The sequence below is a fragment of the Stutzerimonas stutzeri genome (assembly GCF_024448985.1).
Taxonomy (GTDB): domain Bacteria; phylum Pseudomonadota; class Gammaproteobacteria; order Pseudomonadales; family Pseudomonadaceae; genus Stutzerimonas; species Stutzerimonas stutzeri_AP.
On sequence record NZ_JAMOII010000016.1, the window covers coordinates 52,507 to 74,458 of the forward strand.

Below are 21,952 nucleotides of genomic sequence, written 5' to 3' on the forward strand. Positions count from 1 at the left end.
CGTTGATACCGCATCAGTTCAGGTAAGGGGACCACGATGGCTCACGGACTTCGCCTTGAGCAGTAGGAAGCGGGAGCCTAACTCGACCATTGATTGATACGAGCATCAAGACTCCCCGGCCCTGCTGGCGGGTCGCGTAGATTAGCATGGTGCCATTAGGCGCAACAGTGGGCGACTCATCTAAACTCGTATCTGAGAGTAGCCGTAAATTGCCGCGCTGCAGGTCCTGTGCTGCCACCTTGAAATTGGTGTAACCCTCCTGGCGATGAATCATCACCAGCGTCTTTTCATCTGCCGATAGTTTCGGGTTTGCGTTGTAGTTACCAACGAAAGTGACTCGTTCGGCATTATTGCTACCCAGACGCTGCTTGTAGATCTGTGGCTTGCCCGCGCGATCCGAGGTGAAGTAGATAGTCTGACCGTCGGCGCCCCAGAAAGGCTCCGTGTCAATTGCGTAATGATTGGTGAGTCGCTGCAACTGACGCGACCCAAGATCCATCACGTAGATTTCCGGATTGCCATCCTTCGACAGCACGAATGCTAGGCGATTGCCGTCCGGCGAGAATGCCGGCGCACCGTTGAGCCCTTCGAAATTGGTAATCTGCTCACGACGCCCCGTGTCGATGTGCTGCATGAAAATACGTGGGCGCTTCTGTTCAAAAGAAACGTAGGCGATGCGACGGCCATCCGGCGAATAGCGCGGCGACAGAATCGGCTCACGGGATTGCAGCAGCGTCACGGCGCGCGCACCGTCGTAGTCAGAACGCTGCAGCGTGTAACGCGTATTGGTGCCGCCGAGACGTTCAGCGGTAACGTAGAGCAAGCGCGTGGAGAAAGCCCCCTTGATGCCCGTCAGCTTTTCGAACGCCTGGTCAGCTGCGAAATGCGCCATATCCCGCAGCTGATCCTGACCGCCACCCACGGTACCCGTCATGACCTGCTGTTCAGTGGTCACATTGAACACCTCGTAGCGGATCTGCAGTTTGCCGGCCGAAGGCTCGATGTTGCCGACCATGACGTACTGGGCACCCAATGCCTTCCAGTCACGAAAAATGATTTCGCTGCCACGAGTCGGCAGACTGATCATGTTCTGCTTGGGAATCGGCTGGAAAATACCGGTATTGCGCATGTCATTGCCGATGATTTCCGCCATGTCTTCCGGCAGCACAGTGCCGCCCTGCCAACCGAACGGCACAACCGCAATCGGAATCGCACGATCGGTACCGCTGGTAACGACAATGTTCTTCTCCTGCGCCACGGCACTGCCCATCACGAACAGGAAAAAGACGATAAAACCTCGAAGGTAATTGATCACAACGCTAGATCCTCAGGCGTAAATGTCATCGTGAACGAGCGATACGGCTGAAACTCCTGGGCAGTGAGCCCCTGCATTTCGGTCAGCCGACCAATATTCTTTACTGCTGCGACCGCCGAATTATCGAACGGCGCATCGCCACTCGAACGCGAAACGGTTGCAGCGGTAATGGTGCCATCCGGCAGCATATTGACCCGGAGCGTTACCGACATGTTGTTCCGGGCCGATGGCGGTCGGGTCCAGCCCTCTGCCGCACGCAGACGAATCAGGTCATCGAAGTTACCGGCTACCTGATCGCCTTGAGTGTCAGCCATGGCCTGCTGCCGCTCCGTGTCTTCAGACAATAGCTCGGCAAGTGCTTGCGCCTTTTTGTCCTCGGCAGCCTTGCGGGCAGCCTCGGCTGCTGCTTTCTTCTTGGCTTCTTCGGCGGCCTTTTTCTTCGCAGCCTCAGCTGCCGCCTTTTTCTTTGCGTCCTCTGCCGCTTTCTTTTTCGCGGCCTCGGCAATAGCTTTCTTCTTGGCTTCTTCCGCAGCCTTTTTCTTGGCCGCCTCGTCAGCCGCTTTCTTCTTGGCGATATCCGCCTGTTTTTTCTGTTCGGCTAGTTTCTTGGCTTCTTCGGCTTTTTTCGCCTCCGCAGACTTCTTTGCCGCGTCAGCCTTCGCTGCTTCGGCCTTTCGAGCCTCGTCCGCCTTCTTTTGTTCCGCGGCCTTGGCGGCGGCCTGTTTCTGCTGCTCGGCCTTGCGCTGTTCCAGCTGCTCGGCTTCATACTGCTTGGCAGCAGTTTTCTGAGCCTCGCCCGCGATCTTCTGATTCGTCTGAGTCGTAGCTTGGCTCTGAGATTTGAGCTGGTACAAGGTCGCCTGAACGATGGGCTTGGATGGTGGCAGCTCCGGTGTCATGGCGAAGCTGACGAAGAGCATTCCGAAAATAACAATATGCAGCCCGACCGCCAGAATGGTGGGCCAGTAGTAGCTCTCCGAGCGTGAACGTTCCGGCTGTTGCATCAAGGCGCCTCGGTAATCAAGCCGACGTTACCGACACCCGCTTCCTGCAGTCCGCCCATGGCGGACATCACCGAACCGTAGTCCACCGCCTTGTCGCCACGCACGAACACCTGAACCTGCTTACCCTGGCTACGGTTCTGGTTCATGATCGCGGTGACCGCTTTGGTCATCTCATCCAGTGTCAGGGCCTGATCCTGAACGGTTTCGGTGTCCACTTCGCTCCCGATGTTCCAGAAGTAAGTCTTGTCCGCCTTGATCGAAATGGTCAGTACTTGAGCATCGTTATCCTGGGGCAGGGCTTCGCTGCTGACCTTGGGCAGATCAACCTTTACGCCCTGATTGAGCATTGGCGCGGTCACCATGAAGATGACGAGCAGCACCAGCATCACGTCGATGTAGGGCACCACGTTCATCTCGGCGACAGGTTTGCGTCTGTTGCGAATTCTGGCCATGGCCTGGGGGCCTCAATCTTCGGTGGTGTGAACTTTGCGATGGAGAATCGCCTGGAATTCATCGGCGAAGGTGTAGTAACGGCCGATTAGCATTTCGCCACGCGCCGAGAAACGGTTGTAGGCGATCACCGCGGGAATCGCCGCAAAGAGACCGATTGCAGTGGCAATCAATGCCTCGGCGATGCCGGGAGCGACAGTGGCGAGAGTCGCCTGCTGCACCTGTGCCAACCCGCGGAACGAATTCATGATGCCCCAGACGGTACCGAACAGACCGATGTAAGGACTAGTAGAGCCGACGGTCGCGAGGAACGGCAAACTCTGATCGAGCTTTTCTTCTTCGCGGGAAATAGCGACACGCATAGCTCGGTTCACCGCATCCATCACGGCATCGGGATCTACGCCCTGCTGTTGGCGCAGACGGGAAAACTCCTTAAAACCGGCGCGGAATATCTGCTCGACGCCGGAATCCGGATCGGGATTACTGCCGGCCTGGCGATACAACTTGGACAGGTCGATGCCCGACCAAAAACGTTCCTCAAAGGTGTCCAGCGAACGCTTGGCGGCACGCAGCATACTGCCGCGCTGGAAAATGATGATCCACGACATCACCGAAGCCGCCACCAGAATCAACATGACCAGCTGAACCACAAAGCTGGCGTTGCTGATCAGGCTCCACATGGACATATGGTCGACGTTGGGTTCCACACTTAGTCTCCTGCAGGGGATAGACCCGACTCGATGAAGGCTGTGCGCAGCGCTTCGGGAATAGGTCGGGGTTTCAAACTCTCGGTGCGTACACAGGCCACCAGAAACTGCCCTTCACAGAGCAGCAATTTGTCCTCGGCGCGTCGCACCTGCTGCCTGAAACGCAGGCTGGCGCGCTTTATTTCCATCACCTCGGCCGTTACCAGCAACTCGTCGTCCAGCCGCGCTGGCGCGTGGTAACGCGCTTCGCTCGAATGCACGACGAAAAGCAGGTCTTCGCCAACCAGTTGCGACTGGGCGAAACCCAGACTGCGCAACCGCTCGGTGCGGGCCCGCTCCATGAACTTGAGGTAATTGACGTAATAAACGATGCCGCCGGCATCGGTATCTTCGTAGTACACCCGACACCGATGAGTGAAGGGTTGAGCATCCGATTCCGCGCGCATACTAGAGCCAGGCCCCGTAAATTCCAATCGGGTGGGACAAGAATATTTTCTTCACTTTGTGTCGCCGTCGAACAGGTCCGCTACTGGCGAATCGCCCAGGCGTTTCGGCAGGTTCAGGCCGAAATGCAGATAGGCATGCCGGGTAACCACGCGCCCACGCGGCGTACGCATGATGTAGCCCTGCTGGATCAGATAGGGTTCGAGCACATCTTCGATGGTGTGGCGCTCTTCGCTGATGGCGGCGGCCAAATTGTCGATGCCCACTGGCCCGCCATCGAACTTCTCGATCAATGTCAGCAGCAACCGTCGGTCCTGATGATCCAAGCCGCGCTCGTCTACATCGAGCATGTTCAGCGCGAGATCCGCTGTACGGCGAGTAATCTCACCATTCCCACGAACTTCCGCAAAATCCCGCACCCGGCGCAGCAGGCGGTTGGCGATACGGGGCGTGCCGCGAGCACGACGGGCAATTTCGAAAGCGCCTTCGGCCTCGATAGCTAGGCCAAGAATGCCGGCCGAACGGCTGACGATGGTCGCCAGATCGGCCGTGGAATAGAACTCCAACCGTTGCACGATACCGAAGCGATCACGCAGCGGATTAGTGAGCATGCCCGCACGAGTGGTGGCGCCAACCAACGTAAAGGGCGGCAGGTCGAGCTTGATCGAGCGCGCCGCAGGGCCTTCGCCGATCATGATGTCCAACTGAAAATCTTCCATCGCCGGATACAGCACTTCTTCAACGATGGGAGACAACCGATGGATCTCGTCGACGAAGAGCACGTCACCCCGCTCCAGATTGGTCAGCAGCGCGGCCAGATCACCGGGCCGCTCCAGCACGGGGCCGGAAGTACTCTTGATCGAGACACCCATTTCCTGAGCAATGATATTGGCCAGCGTTGTCTTGCCGAGGCCCGGCGGGCCGAAGATCAAGGTGTGATCGAGGGCCTCGCTGCGCCCGCGAGCCGCACGGATGAACAGATCCATCTGCTCGCGTACGACCGGCTGGCCGATGTATTCGGCCAGACTCAGCGGGCGGATGGCACGGTCGAATTGTTCTTCGCGGTCGCGACCAGTGGCGGTAATCAGACGATCGGCTTCGATCATGTGCTTACACCATTCCCTTCAGGGCACGGCGGATCAGATCTTCACTACTCAAATCGTCTTCCTGTACGGCGGATACGGCACGGCTGGCCTCTTGTGGCTTGAACCCAAGGGAAATCAGCGCGCTGACCGCATCATTCTCGGCGCTTGAGACTGCCATATTCGAGCGGGGTTCCACCACCAGAGGTGCGATGGACGGCATGCTCTCCCAGGCTTTGAAGCGATCCTTCAATTCCACCAGCAACCGCTCAGCTGTCTTCTTGCCGACGCCCGGGATCTTCACCAGCACGGACGTGTCCTGGGCTTGAACGCAGCGCACCAGCTCGTCCACCTCAAGGCCCGACATCAATGCCAGCGCCAGCTTGGGGCCGACGCCATTGAGCCGGATCAGTTCGCGAAACAGCTCTCGGTCGCGCTTCTCGGCAAAGCCATACAACAGCTGCGCATCCTCACGCACCACCATATGGGTGTGCAGCGTCACCGGCTCACCGACAGCAGGCAGGCGGTAGAGCGTGGTCATCGGCACCTCGACTTCATAGCCAACGCCATTCACATCCAGTATCAGATGCGGCGGCTGTTTCTCCGCCAGGGTCCCGCGCAAACGTCCAATCACAGTTATCCATTCCTCTCTCGGCTGCAGAGCGCTGTCAGCCATGGTCTTTGCTACCCAGCTCTAGCTACTACAAACGCAAGCGCCCTGCCCTGCGCTTGGCACCGGCCAGCCCGTGCGGGATGAGACTCTGCCGATGATGCGCATGGCACAAGGCGATCGCTAGCGCGTCTGAGGCATCAATCTGTGGTTTTTTCACCAATTTCAGCAGGTGCATCACCATCATCTGCACCTGCTCTTTGTCGGCACCACCGGTTCCGGCAATCGCCTGCTTGACCTGGGTTGCGGTGTACTCGGCTATCTCCAGACCCTGCTCGGCAGCAGCCACTATCGCGGCGCCTCGGGCCTGTCCGAGCTTGAGCGCAGAATCGGCGTTGCGCGCCATGAAGACCTGCTCGATACCCATGGTTACCGGGCCATGAAGGCGGATCACCTCGCTGACGCCAGCGAATACTGCCTGCAGTCGCGCGGACAGCTCACCGCTGCCGGTGCGGATGCAACCGGATGCCACGTACTCGCAACTGCGGCCGGTATCGCGCACCACGCCGTAGCCAGTGATGCGAGAGCCGGGATCGATCCCGAGAATGAGCGTCATGCGGTCGCCGTACTGTCTATTTATCCAGCCGCGAGTATAAAGGTACAGTCGCGGCGAGAGCTACCGGAACAATGCCGACGACCGCACGCATCGAGGCGCACAAAAGAAGAAGCCGGAAACACCCCAACGGTGCCCCGGCTTTCATCTTCGACTTCTAGCTTCTGGCTAGCGCCCGATCACTCTAGCTGCTCCATAATTTCATCGGAGATTTCGGCGTTGTGGTAGACGTTCTGCACGTCGTCCAGATCTTCCAGCGCATCGATCAGGCGCAGCACCTTCTGCGCGGTTTCCAGATCGGCGAGCGGTGCGGCAATCGAGGGGATCATGGCGATTTCCGCCTCCTCGCCCTTGAAACCGGCCGTACCCAGCGCCTCGTTGACGGCATGGAACTCAGCGAAGCTGGTCGAGACCAGCGCCGAGCCGTCCTCGCCCATTTCCACGTCGTCGGCACCGGCTTCCAGCGCCGCTTCCATCAGCGCATCTTCGTCGATGCCAGCGGCGAAGCTGATCTGTCCCTTGCGATCGAACATGTAGGCGACCGAGCCGTCGGTACCCAGGTTGCCACCGTGCTTGCTGAAGGCGTGGCGCACTTCGGCAGCGGTGCGGTTGCGGTTGTCGGTCATGGCTTCGACGATGATCGCCACGCCGCTGGGCGCGTAACCTTCGTAGCTCAGCTCGACGACGTTGTCGGCCTCGTTGTTGCCGGCACCACGGGCGATGGCGCGGTCGATCACGTCACGCGACATGTTGGCGACCAGCGCCTTGTCCACCGCCAGGCGCAGGCGCGGGTTATCCGCCGGGATCGGGCCGCTCTTGGCGGCTACGGTCAGCTCACGAATGAGCTTGGTGAAAATTTTGCCGCGCTTGGCATCCTGGCGCCCCTTGCGGTGCTTGATGTTGGCCCATTTGGAATGACCAGCCATAACTGCCTCCCTCTTCGATCAACTTTTCTCTTGCTGTAACGCAGAAGCCCAGGTTTCCCTGGGCTCCGGCTCTGCGGTTATTCGGCTTTAGGCTGCTCGCGCAGGCGAATGTGCAACTCGCGCAGCGCCTTGGCATCCACCGCACCCGGCGCCTGGGTCATGACGTCCGCCGCGCTCTGGGTTTTCGGGAAGGCGATCACTTCGCGAATCGATTGCGCGCCGGTCATCAGCATCACTAGACGGTCCAGGCCGAAGGCCAGGCCACCGTGCGGCGGGGCGCCGTACTTCAGTGCATCGAGCAGGAAGCCGAACTTCTCGTTCTGCTCCGCCTCATCGATGCCAAGGATGCGGAATACGGTCTGCTGCATGTCCTTGCGGTGGATACGGATGGAACCGCCACCCAGCTCGGTGCCGTTGAGCACCATGTCATAGGCGCGCGATAGCGCCACGCCCGGATTGGCTTCCAGCTCTTCGGGGCTGCACTTGGGCGCAGTGAAGGGATGGTGCAGCGCCGACAGCGAGCCATCGTCGTTTTCCTCGAACATCGGGAAATCGACGACCCACATCGGTGCCCATTCGCAGGTCAGCAGGTTCAGGTCGTGACCCAGCTTGATGCGCAGCGCGCCCAACGCCTCGGAAACGATCTTGGCCTTGTCGGCACCGAAGAAGACGATATCTCCATCGACCGCACCCACGCGATCGAGGATCGCGTTGAGGCTGGCTTCGGGAATGTTCTTGACGATGGGCGACTGCAGGCCTTCGACACCCTTGGCGCGCTCGTTGACCTTGATGTAGGCCAGACCCTTGGCGCCATAGATGCCGACGAACTTGGTGTAGTCGTCGATCTGCTTGCGCGGCATGCTCGCCCCGCCCGGCACGCGCAGCGCGGCAACGCGGCACTTGGGATCATTGGCCGGGCCGGCGAATACCTTGAATTCGACGTCCTTGAGCTGGTCTTCGACATCGACCAGTTCCAGCGGAATGCGCAGGTCCGGCTTGTCCGAGCCGTAGCGACGCATGGCTTCCTCGAACGGCATGTGCGGGAACTCGCCGAACTCGACGCCCAGCACTTCCTTGAACAGCTTGCGCACCATGCCTTCAGTGATGCCGATGATGTCGGACTCATCAAGGAAGCTGGTCTCGATGTCGATCTGGGTGAATTCCGGCTGCCGGTCGGCGCGCAGGTCTTCGTCGCGGAAGCACTTCGCGATCTGGTAATAGCGATCGAAGCCGGCCACCATCAGCAGTTGCTTGAACAGCTGGGGCGACTGCGGCAGGGCGAAGAAACTGCCGGGATGGGTACGACTGGGCACCAGATAGTCGCGGGCACCTTCAGGGGTGGCGCGGGTCAGGATTGGCGTTTCCACATCGAGGAAGCCGTTCTCATCCAAGTAGCGACGAATGCTGGTGGTGATGCTCGAACGCAGCTTGAGCTTCTCGGCCATTTCCGGACGGCGCAGGTCGATGAAGCGATAACGCAGGCGGGTTTCCTCGCCTACGTCGCTGTATTCGTTGAGCGGGAACGGCGGGGTTTCCGCCTCGTTCAGCACTTCCAACTCGTAACCCAGCACTTCGATGGCGCCGGACGCCATGTTCGGATTGCGCGCACCTTCAGGGCGCAGGCGGACCTTGCCGGTGATCTTCACGACGTACTCGCTGCGCACCCGGTCGGCGGCTGAAAACGTCTCGGCGCGGTCAGGATCGAACACCACCTGGGCCATGCCTTCGCGGTCACGCACGTCGAGGAAGATAACCCCGCCGTGGTCGCGGCGGCGATGGACCCAACCGCAAAGAGTGATTTCCTGGCCGTCCAGGCTTTCGTTCAACTGGCCGCAATAGTGGCTGCGCATCATGGTGGGGTTCGCTTCTCGTATCTTGGAAATTCGTTGGGTCGCTCGATTCGCAACTGGCAGACGGAGCCCATACAGCGCTCCACCTGAAATCGATCGCTCATCGGCGCAGAGCCAGAGCTACCGGCAGGCATCAGTACGCGGCTACCCTTACGGCAGACGGGCCGCCCGACACAAGCGCGGGATTATATCCGCATAATCGCCGCAACGCAGCCGGTGCGACAGCAGCTCTTACTGCAATAGCCAATCTGCATTGAACCCAACACCCACCGGCGCCTTCCAACGAACAGACCGCTACCGGCGACAGTGCGTCACTCACTGTTCACCGTCGTTTTCTGGCATAACTGTCAGTCAATTCATCCAAAGGGAGAGAACCATGGAAATTAATATTGGTATTGCCGAGCAGGACCGCGCCGCCATCGCAGACGGTCTATCCCGCCTGCTGGCCGACACCTATACGCTTTATCTCAAGACACACAATTTCCACTGGAACGTGACAGGTCCGATGTTCAATACCCTGCACACTATGTTCGAGACGCAGTACACCGAACTGGCTACCGCTGTGGATGACATCGCCGAGCGTATCCGTGCCCTGGGTTTCCCGGCGCCAGGCACCTACGCCGCCTACGCGAAGCTGTCCTCGATCAAGGAGCAGGAGGGCATTCCAACCGCAGAGGACATGATCAAGTTGCTGGTTGAAGGACAAGAAGCGGTCGTCCGGACCGCACGTGGCATTTTCCCGCTGCTGGAAAAAGTCAGTGACGAGCCCACCGCCGACCTTCTGACTCAGCGCATGCAGATTCATGAAAAGACTGCCTGGATGCTGCGCAGCCTGCTTGCCGCCTGATACGAGGCGCCAACCTCCATTACAAGCAGGATGGCCGGAGCACGGCCATTCCGCTTGGCATGACACGAAGCTCGCCGCTACCGACGTGACACCCACCCTAACTTCCTTCCCGATGCCTCGATGGGCAAGCCATTTGAGCACCGCCTTCCTTTACTGTTAAATACGCGCGCGTCGCAGCTTGGGCATTCAATTAAGGCGATCGCATCCCAGTCAATTTCCTCCGCCCAAGCCTGCCGCTTTCTGTCGTGCTATTTAACTGTGAGTCAAAAGAATGCTTAAGATCATCCATGTATTAACGGGCGTTGTTGCCCTGGCGCTGTCATTCGTACCCAGTCTTACCGGGGCAATGCCCTTACTGGTACAACCCGAAGCATTGAGCCTGCTGTTTCTAGGCCTGCTGAACGTACAGTTTGCATCCGCTCAGGCGAACAGCCACGGGCGTAGCCGCCCTGTTCTACTCGGCGCTTCGGTGCTGCTGATTATTGCGGTTGTGATCCAGGCTGCGATTCTGTTGCTTCCCGTCGCTGCCATTGCGGGACAACCAGCAACCTTGGCCAGCCTAGTGCTCGCCTTCATCGCCGTACTGCTGCAACTGGCTGCGACGCAAACAGTAAATGCACGTACCGCCAACCGCAGCCCATCCTCGCATCGCAGAAGCCAGCACAAGAACGTCACGGCGCCGGCTGTTAGTACCGCCGGGCGCGAAGCAGGCACAGTCAAATGGTTCAACACCTCGAAAGGTTTCGGCTTTATCTCCCGCGATAGCGGCGATGATGTGTTCGTCCACTTCCGGGCCATCCGAGGCGAAGGCCACCGGGTACTGGTAGAAGGTCAACGCGTCGAATTCACCGTCATGATGCGCGACAAAGGTCTCCAGGCCGAAGACGTGGCCGCAATCTAGTCTGATCAGCAACGTCGAACGCCAGAACCAAACCGGTGCTGGCGTTCGTCACCCTGCGCCGCAGCCTTCAATAGTGCGGCGGAGGCGCTTCATCCTCCTCGCCCCCCATCCTGCTCTGCATGTCTTCCTGCCGCCTGGCCAGCACGCCCAACTGCGCCTGTAGCCGCTCGACGGCACGCTGCTGCGCAAACAGTACATCGCTCAAGGTTTGGATCGCGTCGTCCTGAAAAGCCAGGCGCGCTTCGAGATCGGTGATGCGTTGTTCCAACTCCATTACGTCACTCCGCAAAACGAAAATTGTCAGTGAGCACCAGTTTCAGCTTCTGCTTTATCGCATCGACCTGCACCTCGCTATAAGGATTGGCCGGCTTATGACCCCAGACGGGCGCCGGCCAGGCGGAGTCTCCCCGACGCCGAGCGATCACATGCATATGGAGTTGATTCACCATATTGCCCAAAGTCGCGACATTCATCTTGTCTGCGCCGAAGGTGTCCTTCAGCGTTTCAGCCAGCGCCGTTGCCTCTCGCCAAAGCGCCTGCTGATCCGCCGCGTCCAGCTGAAACAGCTCACTGACTTCTTCGCGGCGTGGCACAAGAATGAACCAGGGGTAATTGGCATCGTTCATCAGCAGCAAGCGACACAGCGGAAAATCACCCAGATTCAGCGTGTCCTGCTCCAGGCGCGAATCGAGAACGAACATAACGGCACTCCTGTTCATATGGGGGACCAGCAGCAGCGAAGCCGCACCAGGTCGTCAGATAAGAATACTCCAACGCTTTATCGCCAGCAGCCGACCAAAGCGCACCAATTCGGGACTATTACCGAACGGCAAAGCCCCGCTATAGAGCGGGCCGAGGCGCGCAGCAGTCCGTTTTCCTGCAACGGGGCAGTTTTTCATTCTGTGCACGGTTATTGCTTTGCGGTAAAAAGCCCCACCCGAGGGGGCAGAAAAACGCAAAAAGCTGGAGTAAGCTTGCTGTCGCTAGTTTCCCCAGCTACACAATAGTTCTCGGAAATACATTCCCAGAGTTGTTGCAGGTTTCGACCAGCTAGGTAAACAAGGACTGCAATTGAGCTTGTATACCGAAAATAAGATGCCTCTTTCCCGCCACAAGCAGGAAAGCAAGCACCAATTTGAACCAAAGGAGCAATCACTCATGCAAGTGATGAAGTGGAGCGTTATCGCCCTGGCCGTAGCCGCGGGCACATCCCAAATGGCATTCGCCAGTCAGCAATCTGAATCTAACGGTTTCGTCGAAGACGCGAAGCTGGATCTTCTGCTGCGTAATACCTATTGGAGCCGGGACTTCCGTGAAGGCGGCATCAATGACGCTAAGCCATGGGGCCAGGCTTTCATTACAACCTTCGAATCTGGTTTCACTCAGGGCACTATTGGCGTCGGTGTAGATGCCTTCGGCTTGCTAGGCGTGCGACTGGACGGCGGCCGCGGACACAATTTCACTCAGATGTTCGAGCTCGAATCTGACGGCCATCCAGACCGTGATGTCGGTCAGGTCGGTGCTGCGATCAAAGCACAGTTCTCCAACACCGTAGTGAAGTATGGCGACCAGATGCCGATGATGCCGGTCCTTGCGAACGACGACTCGCGCCTGTTACCGCAATCCTTTACCGGTACACTCATTACCAGCAATGAAATCAACGGACTAGAGCTCAACGCCGGCCGTTTCACTGCGGAAAGCTCTATGGCATCGTCCAGCCGTGACGACTCCGAACTGAAGAGCATCGATGTATTTGGTGGCAGCTATCAATTCACAGACGAGCTAAGTGCTTCGCTCTATTTCTCCGATGTCGAAGACACATACGACAAGAAATACGCGAACGTTAATTACGTGATGCCGCTGTCTGAAAGCCAAGCTCTGACGTTTGATTTCAACTACTACAAAACTGACGACATCGACCAGCGCTTCCAGGGCGCAGACGGGGCTGCTGTCGACGACAACACTATTTGGAGCCTGTCGGCAAAGTACAGCGTCGGTGCGCATGCTTTCATTCTGGCCCACCAGCGAGTATCCGGCGATACAGGATACCTATATGACTACGGCGACGGCGGTAGCGCCATCTGGGTTGCGAACTCCTATCTGTCCGACTTTAACGGAAAAGATGAACGCTCTTGGCAGGCCAGTTATGAGCTGGACTTCAGCGGCTACGGTGTTCCAGGACTCGCATGGAAAACCGCTTACATCCGCGGCGATAATATTGACGCCGAGTTCTATGGCGGCACTGGCGAAGGCACCGAACGCGAAATCTTCAACCAGGTTTCCTATACCGTCCAAAGCGGCCCAGCCAAAGATCTGAAGTTGCGCGCACGCAACTCTATCCTGCGTACCAGCACTGAAATTAACGGCTATGTGCCGGATATCGATGAATGGCGCCTGTTCGTCGAGTATCCGCTGAGCATTCTGTAAAACCAGAAACTCAGCTTGTAACTCGAGCGTGAAAAGAAGCCCGGCACTCGCCGGGCTTCTTAGTTTTGATAGCTGACGCCATCCGAACGATTCTGTACGCCACCCCGCAGTCGCCGTACAATGCCGAGCCAAATTTCCCGCTCTGCAAGGACACAACGGCCCTCATGCGCACCAGTCAGTTCCTGCTCTCGACCCTTAAAGAAACGCCTTCCGATGCAGTGGTCATCAGCCATCAGTTGATGCTGCGTGCAGGCATGATCCGCAAGCTGGCGTCCGGCCTCTACACCTGGATGCCGATGGGGCTGCGTGCGCTGCGCAAAGCCGAGGCCATCGTTCGCGACGAAATGAACAAGGCCGGCGCACTGGAAGTCCTGATGCCTGCAATCCAGCCCGCCGAGCTTTGGCAGGAATCGGGCCGTTGGGAGCAATATGGCGCCGAGCTGCTGCGCCTGAAGGACCGCCATGGCCGTGAATTCTGTGTCGGCCCGACCCATGAAGAAGTCATCACCGATCTGGCCCGTAACGAGCTGAACAGCTACAAGCAGTTGCCGATCAACTTCTACCAGATCCAGACCAAGTTCCGCGACGAGATCCGGCCGCGCTTCGGTCTGATGCGCGGGCGCGAGTTCATTATGAAGGACGCTTATTCTTTCCATGCGGACCAGCAATCGCTGCAAGAAACCTATGACCGCATGCACCAGGCGTACTGCAATATCTTCACTCGCCTGGGGCTGAATTTCCGTCCCGTGCAGGCTGATACCGGATCGATCGGCGGCACCGGCTCGCATGAATTCCACGTACTGGCTGAATCCGGCGAAGACGATATCGCGTTCAGCGACAGTTCCGATTACGCAGCCAACATCGAGAAGGCCGAAGCCATTCCACGCGAAACGGAGCGCAGCGCCGCTACCGAAGAGCTGCGCCTGGTCGATACACCGAACTGCAAAACGATTGCTGCGCTGGTCGAGCAGTTTCAGCTGCCCATCGAGAAAACCATCAAAACGCTAGTCGTACAGGGTGTCGAGAAAGGACAGCTGGTTGCACTTGTCGTGCGTGGTGACCATGAACTGAACGAGATCAAGGCGGCGAACCTGGCTCAGGTTGCCAGTCCGCTGGTGTTCGCTTCCGATGCGGAGATCCGCACCGCCATTGGGGCAGGCCCCGGCTCGCTGGGCCCGCTGAATCTGCCGATCAGCTGTGTCATCGATCGCTCGGTCGCGCTGATGAGCGACTTCGCAGCCGGCGCCAACCAGGAAGACAAGCACTATTTCGGTGTGAACTGGGAGCGCGACCTGCCGCTGCCGGAAGTCGCTGACCTGCGCAACGTCGTAGCAGGCGACCCAAGCCCGGATGGCGTTGGCACATTGATCATCAAGCGCGGTATCGAGGTCGGGCATATTTTCCAGCTCGGCACCAAGTACAGCGAAGCGATGAACTGCAGTGTCATGGGCGAAAACGGCAAGCCGGCCACCCTGACCATGGGCTGCTACGGCATCGGCGTATCCCGCGTGGTCGCTGCGGCCATCGAGCAGAACTACGATGATCGCGGCATCCTCTGGCCGGACGCGCTGGCGCCCTTCCAGATCGCCCTGGTGCCGATGAAGTACGACAATCAGGCCGTTCGCGAAGCCACCGACAAGCTCTACGCGGATCTCACCGCCGCCGGCTACGACGTGCTGCTCGATGATCGTGACAAAAAGACCAGTCCAGGCGTCAAATTCGCCGATATGGAGTTGGTGGGCATCCCGCATCGCATCGTCATCGGCGATCGCGGATTGGCCGACGGCACGCTGGAATACAAGCATCGTCGCGATGCCGAAAGCCAGGCCGTCGCTGTCGCCGACATCCTCGAGTTCATCAATTCACGCGCCAGTCGCTGACGGACATCATGCACAACCGAAGTGCTTCACTCTGCGCCACGCTTTGCGTGGCGCTTTTTGTGGGCGGCTGCGCCAACCAGCTGCCGCAACGCAGCGAACACGAAGCTCGCACCGAACGCAAACTGCTTGACCATAGCCTTCGCATCGAAGTGGGAGAGCCGTTGCTGGAGTTGCCGCAGCGGCGTATCCGCGTACTCGACCAGAAGACTTTCGAAGTTACCGATTTCGAAGTGACTCGCCGTTATGATCGCTACACGCCTTATCAGGCGTGGCGCGAGCTGTACGAGATACCGCTGGGGGCTGTCGCTGTAGTCGCCGGGGTCGGCGCCAATGTCCTCAACGTGGCGTTGCTCGGCAACCTGCCGGAAAGCGTCACCCGCGGCTGGATCAGCTACGGCTTTGCCGGTCTCAACCCATTCGTCAACGTCGAGTCCAACGGACGTTCGCAGCAGAACCTTGCCAGCCTCGACGAACAGCGCCGCGATACCCGCCTCGAATACTCCAGCCTGCCTTGGGCCGAACGGCCGGTGCTGGTCGTTGCGGGTCCCGAAACCCATGAGCTGAGCACCGATCGCAACGGAGTGTTGCGGCTCAACCTGCTCGATGGCTCTTTCGCCGATCAGGACATCAGTCAGATCGGCAAGCTCCACCTGCAGGTCGAGGATCCGCAGGACGCGACCCGTGCCGACGCGATGCTGCTGGTCAGCCGCAGTCTGCGCGGCAAGCTGCTCGAAGCCCACGACCTGATTTTTAACGATCTCGAAGGCGATGACGTCAGCCAATGGGTTCATCGCGTCAAGCGGCTCTCGGAGCTTGGCCTCGAGGAAGAAGCCAGCGAACTCGAGCAGAGCCTGATCGAGCTGACCCGCAACGACCCTGATTTGCAGCAGGAATTTCTTCGCAGCCTGGTGCAGGACGCTGGCCGCTACGCCAGCGATCCAGGCGAAGACGGCTGATTCATCGTGACGCCGCTGCGCTACGTATTGCTACTTATGCTGGTCGTCGCCGGGCCAGTGTCCGCCAACGTTCGCCAGGCACCCGAGCCGGAATTGCGCGAACTGATGCAACGCACCGTAGCGGAAGCCGAGAGTTTCCAGGATCGCTTCGAAGCGGAAGTCTGGCTGATGGATATGTCGACCCGCCTCAAGCGCTACGTTCGCGACCCGCAAGAACGGTTGACGCTCTTGCGACTGGTGCACCAGGAAGCCAGCAAGGCGGGATTGAAACCTGACCTGGTGCTTGCGCTCATCCACGCTGAAAGTCATTTCGATCGATTCGCCATTTCCAGCGTCGGCGCACAAGGCATGATGCAGGTGATGCCGTTCTGGAAGGCCGAATTGGGGCGCTCGCAGGACAATCTCACCGACAACGCCACCAACCTCCGCTACGGCTGCACCATCCTCAGCTACTACCTGAAAAAGGAAAAAGGTGACATCAATCGCGCCCTGGCGCGCTACAACGGCAGCCTCGGCAAGAATCACTACCCCGCCAAGGTAATCGGCTTCTGGCAGGACTTCTGGTACGTGAAGCCCTAAGGGCAGCGACAAGCTGCAAGCAGAAGCGCCACCGTCGTCCTGCTGCCCTGCTCTTAACTTGGCTTGAAGCCCAACCGCTACCTTCCCAACTTTGCCAGATGCTCCTGCAAGCCTTCGGCGGTTTGTTCGCCGACCAACTGATGACGCACCTTGCCGTCTCCATCGACGATATAGGTCACCGGTAGCACCGCGCTGCGCGGCAGATCCAGGCGTTCGGCGGGGTCGAGGCTGAGGACTCGAAAATCGATGCCCAGGTCCTTGGCTGCCGCAGCCAATTCTTCCCCCTGCAGCCCGTCGAAATTGACGCCGAGAACAGTAATGTCGTCGTGTGAGTCGTCCAGCGCATTCAGCTCGGGAATTTCCGTCCGGCATGGGCCGCACCACTCAGCCCAGTAGTTGATCAACAGCCATTGACCGTCGAGTTGCTGTGCCGTGACGTCGGTGCCGTGCTGGTCGGGGCCCCAGTCTTCTGCACACCCAGCCAGCGCCAGGCAGGCGAGCAAACCGAATACACCAACGGAGCGCTTGTTCATCTTCGTTTCCTTGCAATACTGAATTGTCTCGTTCAAACCCGTCGCGCCTGCAGCCAGTCGGCGACACTGCCACCGAACAGGTTCGCCTGCTCCTTCTGTAGCAGCTCCAGCGACTGTTTCAGCGTCGGGTACCAGGGTTCGTCCAGCTGCTCCGGCAACGCATGGTTACCCGAGAGCGGCCAGGGATTGGAGCGCAACAACTGATCGAAGCTGTAATGATTGAGATCGCGACACAGGACCCATCCGGACGACCCGGTCCGACAGACGAGTTGTTCCCGCTCGAAGAACTCGAAAATTTCATCCCACTCATCCTCGGGTAGTTGCCAACCGCTTCGATGCGCATCACGCAAGCGTACCTCGCGCCCAGCCTTCTGGCTTTCGTACAGCACACGCAGCAACCCGAGCATGACCAGAAGACGCGGCACCGAGCGACGCCGCCATTGCTGCGACGAAGACATACCGCAGACCAACTCCGCGCCGAACAGCACGATCATCCAGGACAGATAAACCCACAACAGAAACAGCGGCACCGCGGCGAAAGCCCCGTAGATCAGCTGATAACTGGGAAAATAGCTCACGTACAGACCGAACAATTGCTTGGCCGCTTCGAACAGAACCGCTGTGAAAGTACCGCCGACAACCGCATGCCGCAACGGCACACGGGTGTTGGGCACCGCTGCGTAGATCAGCGTGAAGGCCGCGACGCTGAGCACCAGCGGCATCGCCTTGAGTACGGTACGCGCGCCAATCAATGCATGGGGGCCGGAGATCAGCGACAAGGATGTGATGTAGGTGCTCATGGCGAACCCCGCTCCGAGCAGCAGCGGACCGAGGCTGAGGATGGCCCAGTACAGGAGGAAGCTCGAGATACCACGACGTGGCTGTCGCACCCGCCAGATCACGTTGAACGCCTTTTCGATGGTCAACAGCATCATCAGCGCGGTCGCCATCAGAAACCCCACGCCAAACCAGGTGAGTTGTCTTGCCTGGTTCGTGAAGGCGACCAGATATTCCTGAATGGTTGCGCCCGTGGAGGGGATGAAGTTGCGGAAGATGTACAGCTGAATCTGTTCGCCGACACCCTGAAATGCGGGGATAGCCGAAAGCATGGCGAAGGTGACCGTCATCATCGGCACCACGGCGAACAGCGTGGTGTAGGTCAGCGCGGCGGCACTGTGCGGGCCACGGTCCGCCAGGAAGCGTTGCACCAGGAAACGGCCGAACTCGACGAAATCATTGATCCTTTGCTGCATTCCATCCCCTTGATGACCCGGTCGTTCCAACCGCCTGTCCGCCTGCGTGGGACAATCGGCAGCCTACCTTTGCTCACCGTTGTCGGGCGACCTGCGTTTCAGGCCTCGCTGCATTGAAGGTTAGAATGGCCACCTACCCTGGCGTGAAGCAACCACAAATGACCGAACTGACTCTTTATCACAACCCACGCTGCTCGAAATCGCGCGGCGCGCTGGAATTGCTCGAACAACGCGGCCTGAACCCCACGATCGTCCGCTATCTGGAAACGCCCCCCACCGCCGACGAACTCAAGCTGATACTTGCACGCCTGAGCGTCGGGCCGAGACAACTGCTGCGCAGCGGCGAAGAGGAATACAAGACCCTCGACCTGGCCAACCCTGCTCTCAGCGATGCCGAAATTATCGATGCGATGGTCGCTCATCCAAAACTGATCGAACGACCGATCCTGGTTGTCGGCGATGTGGCGGTGATCGGCCGTCCGCCCGAGAAGGTGCTGGAGATCCTGCCATGAGCGCACCCTACGTTCTGGTGCTGTATTACAGCCGCCACGGTGCCACCGCCGAGATGGCGCGACAGATCGCACGTGGCGTCGAACAGGCCGGGCTCGAAGCCCGGCTGCGCACCGTGCCGGCCGTTTCCGCCGAATGCGAGGCGGTAGCGCCAGCGATCCCGGTAGAGGGCGCGATCTACGCGACGCTCGACGACTTGAAGAACTGTTCCGGCCTGGCGCTCGGCAGTCCGACCCGCTTCGGCAATATGGCCGCCCCGCTGAAGTACTTTCTCGACGGCACCAGCGGGCTCTGGCTGACCGGCGAACTCGTGGGCAAACCCGCCGGCGTCTTCACCTCGACCTCCAGCCTCCATGGCGGTCAGGAATCGACCCTGCTATCCATGCTGTTGCCCTTGTTGCACCACGGAATGCTGGTACTCGGCCTGCCATACAGCGAAAACGCGTTGCTCGAGACGCAGGGCGGCGGCACGCCCTATGGGGCCAGCCATCATGCTGGCGCAGACGGCAAGCGCCTGCTGGACAAGCATGAAATCAGCCTCTGCCGCGCATTGGGCCTACGCCTCGCGCAGACCGCCAAGCGTTTGGAGAATGACCGTGGCTAGAAAGCCCAAACCCCTTCCGTCGCTCGAATGGCTCGCCCCGCGGTTGAAGTTCAGCCGAGTGCTCAGCCTGGCCAGTTTCATTGGCCTTGCCGCGCTGCTGATCATCTGGAATCTGGCCTTCGCCGACCTGCACGGTGCGCGTACCTGGGTGGTGGTCAGCATTCAGCTGATTCCGCTGCTGCTGGTCGCTCCGGGAATAATCTCCGGCAGCCCACGCGCCCATGCCTGGACTTGCTTCATCGTCAATCTTTACTTCATCCAAGGCGTTCTCGCCGCCATCAACCCCACGCGGATGGTTTATGGCTGGCTGGAAGCGATCATCAGCCTGACGCTGTTCATCAGCGCCCTGCTCTATACCCGCTGGGCTTATCAGTACGAGCGAAAAGCGGCGGGTGAAAGCTGAGCTGAGGCGGCATGGGAACGCGGAGGGAATCGCTGCGCAGTATCGGTGGGCTGAAGCGGAACGCCGCCCGGCCCACCCTACAGCTGGTACTTTCATCTCACACACGGGCTTTTGGGTGGGCTGACGCGGAACGCCGTCCGGCCCACCCTACAACAGACCCCTCGTCACTCCTCCGTAGGGTGGGCTTCAGCCCACCAGCAGCACTGGCAGCACTGGCAACCGAATCGCTACCAACCGAGGGTTTGCTTTAGAAACGGAATGGTCAGCTTGCGCTGCGCCTGCAGTGAGGCCTGATCGAGACGGTCGAGCAGTTCGAACAGCGCGCTCATGTTCCGCGCACCACGGGTGAGGATAAAGCGGCCGACGTCATCCGGCAGGTTCAGGCCGCGGCGCGAGGCACGCAGTTGCAGCGCGCGCAGCTTGTCCTCGTCGGAAAGTTCCTGCAGCTGGAATACCAGCGAGAGGCTCAAGCGCGACTTGAGATCGGGCAGCTGCACGGCGATTTCCCGCGGCGAAGCATCGGCCGCGAGCAGCAGCCGCCGACCGCTGTCACGCAGCCGATTGAACAGATGGAACAGCGCTTCTTCCCATACCGGATCACCGGCAATGGCATCCACATCGTCCAGGCAGACCAACTCGCTCTGCTCCAGATTGTCCAGCAACGCCGGCCCGTACTCGGCCACGTCGGCGAGCGGCAAGTACACCGCCAGTTCGCCGCGCTGCTCAACACGCAAACAAGCGGCCTGCAGCAGATGGCTACGCCCAACACCTGTATTGCCCCAGAGATAAATCAACTCATCGGACCAGCCGGCCTCGGGCGAACAGACCCGCTCGACATAGCCCAACGCGGCAGCATTGGCGCCCGGATAGAAGTTGGCGAAGGTGGCGTCGTCACGAAGACGAATGCCAAGGGGAAGCTGGATGGGTTTCATGTCTGGCTAGGTGGGTCGACCGATACGACCGGCGGCTCTGCGTAAAGGTCGGAGAGTTTATAGAGATCATGCACGTGGCGCAGCAGAACCATGATCACCGCCGCCACCGGCAAGGCCAGCAACACGCCGGTAAAACCAAACAGCTGCCCCCCCGCCAGCACCGCGAAAATCACCGCGACCGGATGCAGACCGATGCGATCGCCCACCAGCAACGGCGTCAACAGCATGCCTTCGAGCATCTGTCCGACCGTGAACACCGCAGCGACACCCAGCAATGGGTAAGGCTCCAGGCCGAACTGGAACAGCACAGCGATGACTGCCGCGCCGATCCCGACCACGAAGCCCATATAGGGCACGATGCTGGCGAGACCGGCCAGCACACCGATCAGCAGTCCAAGTTCGACGCCGACCAGCATGAGGCCAGCGGAATAGACCACCGCCAGCGCCAGCATCACCAGCAGCTGCCCGCGTAGAAACGCGCCTATCACCTCATGGCATTCACGCAACAACGCCATGACCGTCTCTTCCCGGCGCCGCGGCAACAAGGCTCGCAGCTTGGCCATGATCAGATCCCAATCCCGTAGCAGGTAAAAGCACACCACCGGCACCAACAACAGATTCGCCAGCCACGCCAGCAGCGCGATGCTGGAAGCCGTCGCCTGACTGAGAATGATCGCCACCACATCTTTGGTACTGCCGAGATTGGCGGTGAATGCGCTCTTGATCTGATCGAAGCGCCAGAAATCTTCGTCAAGACCAAACTGCATCTGCACCCAGGGCAGCGCCGTGATTTGCAGCCAATCGAGCCCCACGGGTGCCAGCTGATATAGGTGCATCAGCTGCTTGCCGAGCATCGGTACCAGCACCAGTAGCAGCAACATGCACAGCAAGGTGAAAAGCGCGAACACCAGAATCACGCCCCAGGTGCGGGACAGCTTCCAGCGCTCCAAGCGATCGACCAGCGGATCGCCCAGGTAGGCCAGCAGGATGCCGACCAGAAACGGCGAAAGGATGGGTGACAGCTGATAGACCAGCCAGCCAAGCAGCAACAGTGCCGCCAGCCATAGCCAGCGGTTGGTATGAGTGATCGTCATGGGCAGGACGCCTTGCTCCGTTATTCGAGCCG

25 protein-coding genes are annotated in these 21,952 nt (G+C 59.4%); 9 read left to right on the top strand and 16 right to left on the bottom strand.

Going from position 1 to position 21,952, the window contains the following annotated elements:
* Positions 1-13: 13 nt before the first annotated feature.
* From tolB to aspS, 10 genes are all read right to left on the bottom strand, one after another.
* Positions 14-1,315 carry a Tol-Pal system beta propeller repeat protein TolB gene (gene tolB, locus NA647_RS15625; protein ID WP_131650208.1) on the bottom strand — a complete coding sequence of 434 codons (1,302 nt, stop codon included), beginning with the start codon at positions 1,313-1,315 and terminating at the stop codon, positions 14-16.
* Positions 1,312-2,319 (bottom strand): cell envelope integrity protein TolA, encoded by a 1,008-nt coding sequence (gene tolA / locus NA647_RS15630; RefSeq protein ID WP_256058530.1) that lies wholly within the window; start codon positions 2,317-2,319, stop codon positions 1,312-1,314. Before tolA ends, tolB begins: the two co-directional genes overlap by 4 nt.
* On the bottom strand, positions 2,319-2,771 hold the full coding sequence (tolR, locus tag NA647_RS15635) for a protein TolR (RefSeq protein ID WP_256058531.1): 453 nt from the start codon (positions 2,769-2,771) through the stop codon (positions 2,319-2,321). Before tolR ends, tolA begins: the two co-directional genes overlap by 1 nt.
* A gap of 12 nt (positions 2,772-2,783) precedes the next feature.
* Positions 2,784-3,476, bottom strand: a complete 693-nt coding sequence (gene tolQ, locus NA647_RS15640; RefSeq protein ID WP_256058532.1) for a protein TolQ — start codon at positions 3,474-3,476, stop codon at positions 2,784-2,786.
* A gap of 2 nt (positions 3,477-3,478) precedes the next feature.
* On the bottom strand, positions 3,479-3,922 hold the full coding sequence (gene ybgC, locus NA647_RS15645) for a tol-pal system-associated acyl-CoA thioesterase (RefSeq protein ID WP_256058533.1): 444 nt from the start codon (positions 3,920-3,922) through the stop codon (positions 3,479-3,481).
* A gap of 51 nt (positions 3,923-3,973) precedes the next feature.
* Positions 3,974-5,026, bottom strand: a complete 1,053-nt coding sequence (gene ruvB, locus NA647_RS15650; RefSeq protein ID WP_256058534.1) for a Holliday junction branch migration DNA helicase RuvB — start codon at positions 5,024-5,026, stop codon at positions 3,974-3,976.
* Positions 5,027-5,030: 4 nt separating this feature from the next.
* Positions 5,031-5,636, bottom strand: coding sequence for a Holliday junction branch migration protein RuvA (gene ruvA / locus NA647_RS15655; protein ID WP_256058561.1), 606 nt, complete (start codon positions 5,634-5,636; stop codon positions 5,031-5,033).
* Positions 5,637-5,703: 67 nt separating this feature from the next.
* A complete protein-coding gene (gene ruvC, locus NA647_RS15660; protein WP_197445994.1) occupies positions 5,704-6,228 on the bottom strand; it encodes a crossover junction endodeoxyribonuclease RuvC in 525 nt (174 codons plus the stop codon).
* A 176-nt stretch (positions 6,229-6,404) separates the two neighbouring features.
* Entirely contained in the window at positions 6,405-7,151 is a 747-nt protein-coding gene (locus NA647_RS15665) for a YebC/PmpR family DNA-binding transcriptional regulator (protein ID WP_256058535.1), read from the bottom strand.
* 77 nt (positions 7,152-7,228) lie between these two features.
* Complete coding sequence (gene aspS / locus NA647_RS15670; protein ID WP_256058536.1) at positions 7,229-9,004, bottom strand: aspartate--tRNA ligase; 1,776 nt, start codon at positions 9,002-9,004, stop codon at positions 7,229-7,231.
* Between the two features lie 373 nt (positions 9,005-9,377).
* Between aspS and NA647_RS15675 the strand changes: the two genes are divergently transcribed.
* Positions 9,378-9,848, top strand: coding sequence for a Dps family protein (locus tag NA647_RS15675; RefSeq protein WP_256047042.1), 471 nt, complete (start codon positions 9,378-9,380; stop codon positions 9,846-9,848).
* 271 nt (positions 9,849-10,119) lie between these two features.
* The gene (locus NA647_RS19630) at positions 10,120-10,749 is read left to right on the top strand and encodes a cold-shock protein (RefSeq protein ID WP_272889712.1); all 630 of its coding nucleotides are present in this window, start codon (positions 10,120-10,122) and stop codon (positions 10,747-10,749) included.
* 67 nt (positions 10,750-10,816) lie between these two features.
* Here NA647_RS19630 and NA647_RS15685 read toward each other — a convergent pair whose 3' ends face one another.
* Positions 10,817-11,023 (bottom strand): SlyX family protein, encoded by a 207-nt coding sequence (locus NA647_RS15685; RefSeq protein ID WP_256058537.1) that lies wholly within the window; start codon positions 11,021-11,023, stop codon positions 10,817-10,819.
* A gap of 4 nt (positions 11,024-11,027) precedes the next feature.
* Positions 11,028-11,450, bottom strand: a complete 423-nt coding sequence (locus tag NA647_RS15690) for an HIT family protein (protein WP_256058538.1) — start codon at positions 11,448-11,450, stop codon at positions 11,028-11,030.
* Between the two features lie 457 nt (positions 11,451-11,907).
* Here NA647_RS15690 and NA647_RS15695 point away from each other — a divergent pair, with 457 nt between their 5' ends.
* From NA647_RS15695 to NA647_RS15710, 4 genes are all read left to right on the top strand, one after another.
* A complete protein-coding gene (locus NA647_RS15695) occupies positions 11,908-13,176 on the top strand; it encodes an OprD family porin (RefSeq protein WP_256047045.1) in 1,269 nt (422 codons plus the stop codon).
* A 164-nt stretch (positions 13,177-13,340) separates the two neighbouring features.
* The gene (locus NA647_RS15700) at positions 13,341-15,056 is read left to right on the top strand and encodes a proline--tRNA ligase (protein WP_256058539.1); all 1,716 of its coding nucleotides are present in this window, start codon (positions 13,341-13,343) and stop codon (positions 15,054-15,056) included.
* An 8-nt stretch (positions 15,057-15,064) separates the two neighbouring features.
* Positions 15,065-16,012 carry a hypothetical protein gene (locus tag NA647_RS15705; RefSeq protein ID WP_256058540.1) on the top strand — a complete coding sequence of 316 codons (948 nt, stop codon included), beginning with the start codon at positions 15,065-15,067 and terminating at the stop codon, positions 16,010-16,012.
* Positions 16,013-16,048: 36 nt separating this feature from the next.
* Entirely contained in the window at positions 16,049-16,591 is a 543-nt protein-coding gene (locus NA647_RS15710; protein WP_256058562.1) for a transglycosylase SLT domain-containing protein, read from the top strand.
* Positions 16,592-16,668: 77 nt separating this feature from the next.
* On the opposite strand, the gene NA647_RS15715 is transcribed toward NA647_RS15710, so the two are convergent.
* The gene (locus NA647_RS15715; RefSeq protein ID WP_256058541.1) at positions 16,669-17,124 is read right to left on the bottom strand and encodes a TlpA disulfide reductase family protein; all 456 of its coding nucleotides are present in this window, start codon (positions 17,122-17,124) and stop codon (positions 16,669-16,671) included.
* 32 nt (positions 17,125-17,156) lie between these two features.
* Positions 17,157-18,377: a virulence factor BrkB family protein gene (locus tag NA647_RS15720; RefSeq protein ID WP_256058542.1), complete on the bottom strand. Its 1,221-nt coding sequence runs from the start codon at positions 18,375-18,377 to the stop codon at positions 17,157-17,159.
* Between the two features lie 158 nt (positions 18,378-18,535).
* Here NA647_RS15720 and arsC point away from each other — a divergent pair, with 158 nt between their 5' ends.
* From arsC to NA647_RS15735, 3 genes are read left to right on the top strand one after another with little or no spacing between them, the layout of a single operon-like run.
* On the top strand, positions 18,536-18,889 hold the full coding sequence (gene arsC, locus NA647_RS15725) for an arsenate reductase (glutaredoxin) (protein ID WP_256058543.1): 354 nt from the start codon (positions 18,536-18,538) through the stop codon (positions 18,887-18,889).
* Complete coding sequence (gene wrbA, locus NA647_RS15730; RefSeq protein WP_256058544.1) at positions 18,886-19,491, top strand: NAD(P)H:quinone oxidoreductase; 606 nt, start codon at positions 18,886-18,888, stop codon at positions 19,489-19,491. The genes arsC and wrbA overlap by 4 nt, the downstream gene beginning before the upstream one ends.
* Positions 19,484-19,894, top strand: a complete 411-nt coding sequence (locus NA647_RS15735) for a DUF2069 domain-containing protein (protein WP_256058545.1) — start codon at positions 19,484-19,486, stop codon at positions 19,892-19,894. Before wrbA ends, NA647_RS15735 begins: the two co-directional genes overlap by 8 nt.
* A 227-nt stretch (positions 19,895-20,121) precedes the next feature.
* On the opposite strand, the gene hda is transcribed toward NA647_RS15735, so the two are convergent.
* Together hda and NA647_RS15745 are read right to left on the bottom strand one after the other, a co-directional pair.
* Entirely contained in the window at positions 20,122-20,826 is a 705-nt protein-coding gene (gene hda / locus NA647_RS15740; RefSeq protein WP_256058546.1) for a DnaA regulatory inactivator Hda, read from the bottom strand.
* Positions 20,823-21,920: an AI-2E family transporter gene (locus tag NA647_RS15745; protein ID WP_256058547.1), complete on the bottom strand. Its 1,098-nt coding sequence runs from the start codon at positions 21,918-21,920 to the stop codon at positions 20,823-20,825. Before NA647_RS15745 ends, hda begins: the two co-directional genes overlap by 4 nt.
* Between the last annotated feature and the right edge of the window lie 32 nt (positions 21,921-21,952).

Bases quoted from the DNA above. Each gene is read 5' to 3' on its own strand.
- tolA (WP_256058530.1), bottom strand. From the start codon at position 2,319: ATGCAACAGCCGGAACGTTCACGCTCGGAGAGCTACTACTGGCCCACC.
- tolR (WP_256058531.1), bottom strand. From the start codon at position 2,771: ATGGCCAGAATTCGCAACAGACGCAAACCTGTCGCCGAGATGAACGTG.
- ybgC (WP_256058533.1), bottom strand. From the start codon at position 3,922: ATGCGCGCGGAATCGGATGCTCAACCCTTCACTCATCGGTGTCGGGTG.
- ruvB (WP_256058534.1), bottom strand. From the start codon at position 5,026: ATGATCGAAGCCGATCGTCTGATTACCGCCACTGGTCGCGACCGCGAA.
- ruvC (WP_197445994.1), bottom strand. From the start codon at position 6,228: ATGACGCTCATTCTCGGGATCGATCCCGGCTCTCGCATCACTGGCTAC.
- NA647_RS15665 (WP_256058535.1), bottom strand. From the start codon at position 7,151: ATGGCTGGTCATTCCAAATGGGCCAACATCAAGCACCGCAAGGGGCGC.
- aspS (WP_256058536.1), bottom strand. From the start codon at position 9,004: ATGATGCGCAGCCACTATTGCGGCCAGTTGAACGAAAGCCTGGACGGC.
- NA647_RS15675 (WP_256047042.1), top strand. From the start codon at position 9,378: ATGGAAATTAATATTGGTATTGCCGAGCAGGACCGCGCCGCCATCGCA.
- NA647_RS19630 (WP_272889712.1), top strand. From the start codon at position 10,120: ATGCTTAAGATCATCCATGTATTAACGGGCGTTGTTGCCCTGGCGCTG.
- NA647_RS15685 (WP_256058537.1), bottom strand. From the start codon at position 11,023: ATGGAGTTGGAACAACGCATCACCGATCTCGAAGCGCGCCTGGCTTTT.
- NA647_RS15690 (WP_256058538.1), bottom strand. From the start codon at position 11,450: ATGTTCGTTCTCGATTCGCGCCTGGAGCAGGACACGCTGAATCTGGGT.
- NA647_RS15695 (WP_256047045.1), top strand. From the start codon at position 11,908: ATGCAAGTGATGAAGTGGAGCGTTATCGCCCTGGCCGTAGCCGCGGGC.
- NA647_RS15700 (WP_256058539.1), top strand. From the start codon at position 13,341: ATGCGCACCAGTCAGTTCCTGCTCTCGACCCTTAAAGAAACGCCTTCC.
- NA647_RS15705 (WP_256058540.1), top strand. From the start codon at position 15,065: ATGCACAACCGAAGTGCTTCACTCTGCGCCACGCTTTGCGTGGCGCTT.
- NA647_RS15710 (WP_256058562.1), top strand. From the start codon at position 16,049: ATGCTGGTCGTCGCCGGGCCAGTGTCCGCCAACGTTCGCCAGGCACCC.
- NA647_RS15715 (WP_256058541.1), bottom strand. From the start codon at position 17,124: ATGAACAAGCGCTCCGTTGGTGTATTCGGTTTGCTCGCCTGCCTGGCG.
- NA647_RS15720 (WP_256058542.1), bottom strand. From the start codon at position 18,377: ATGCAGCAAAGGATCAATGATTTCGTCGAGTTCGGCCGTTTCCTGGTG.
- arsC (WP_256058543.1), top strand. From the start codon at position 18,536: ATGACCGAACTGACTCTTTATCACAACCCACGCTGCTCGAAATCGCGC.
- wrbA (WP_256058544.1), top strand. From the start codon at position 18,886: ATGAGCGCACCCTACGTTCTGGTGCTGTATTACAGCCGCCACGGTGCC.
- hda (WP_256058546.1), bottom strand. From the start codon at position 20,826: ATGAAACCCATCCAGCTTCCCCTTGGCATTCGTCTTCGTGACGACGCC.
- NA647_RS15745 (WP_256058547.1), bottom strand. From the start codon at position 21,920: ATGACGATCACTCATACCAACCGCTGGCTATGGCTGGCGGCACTGTTG.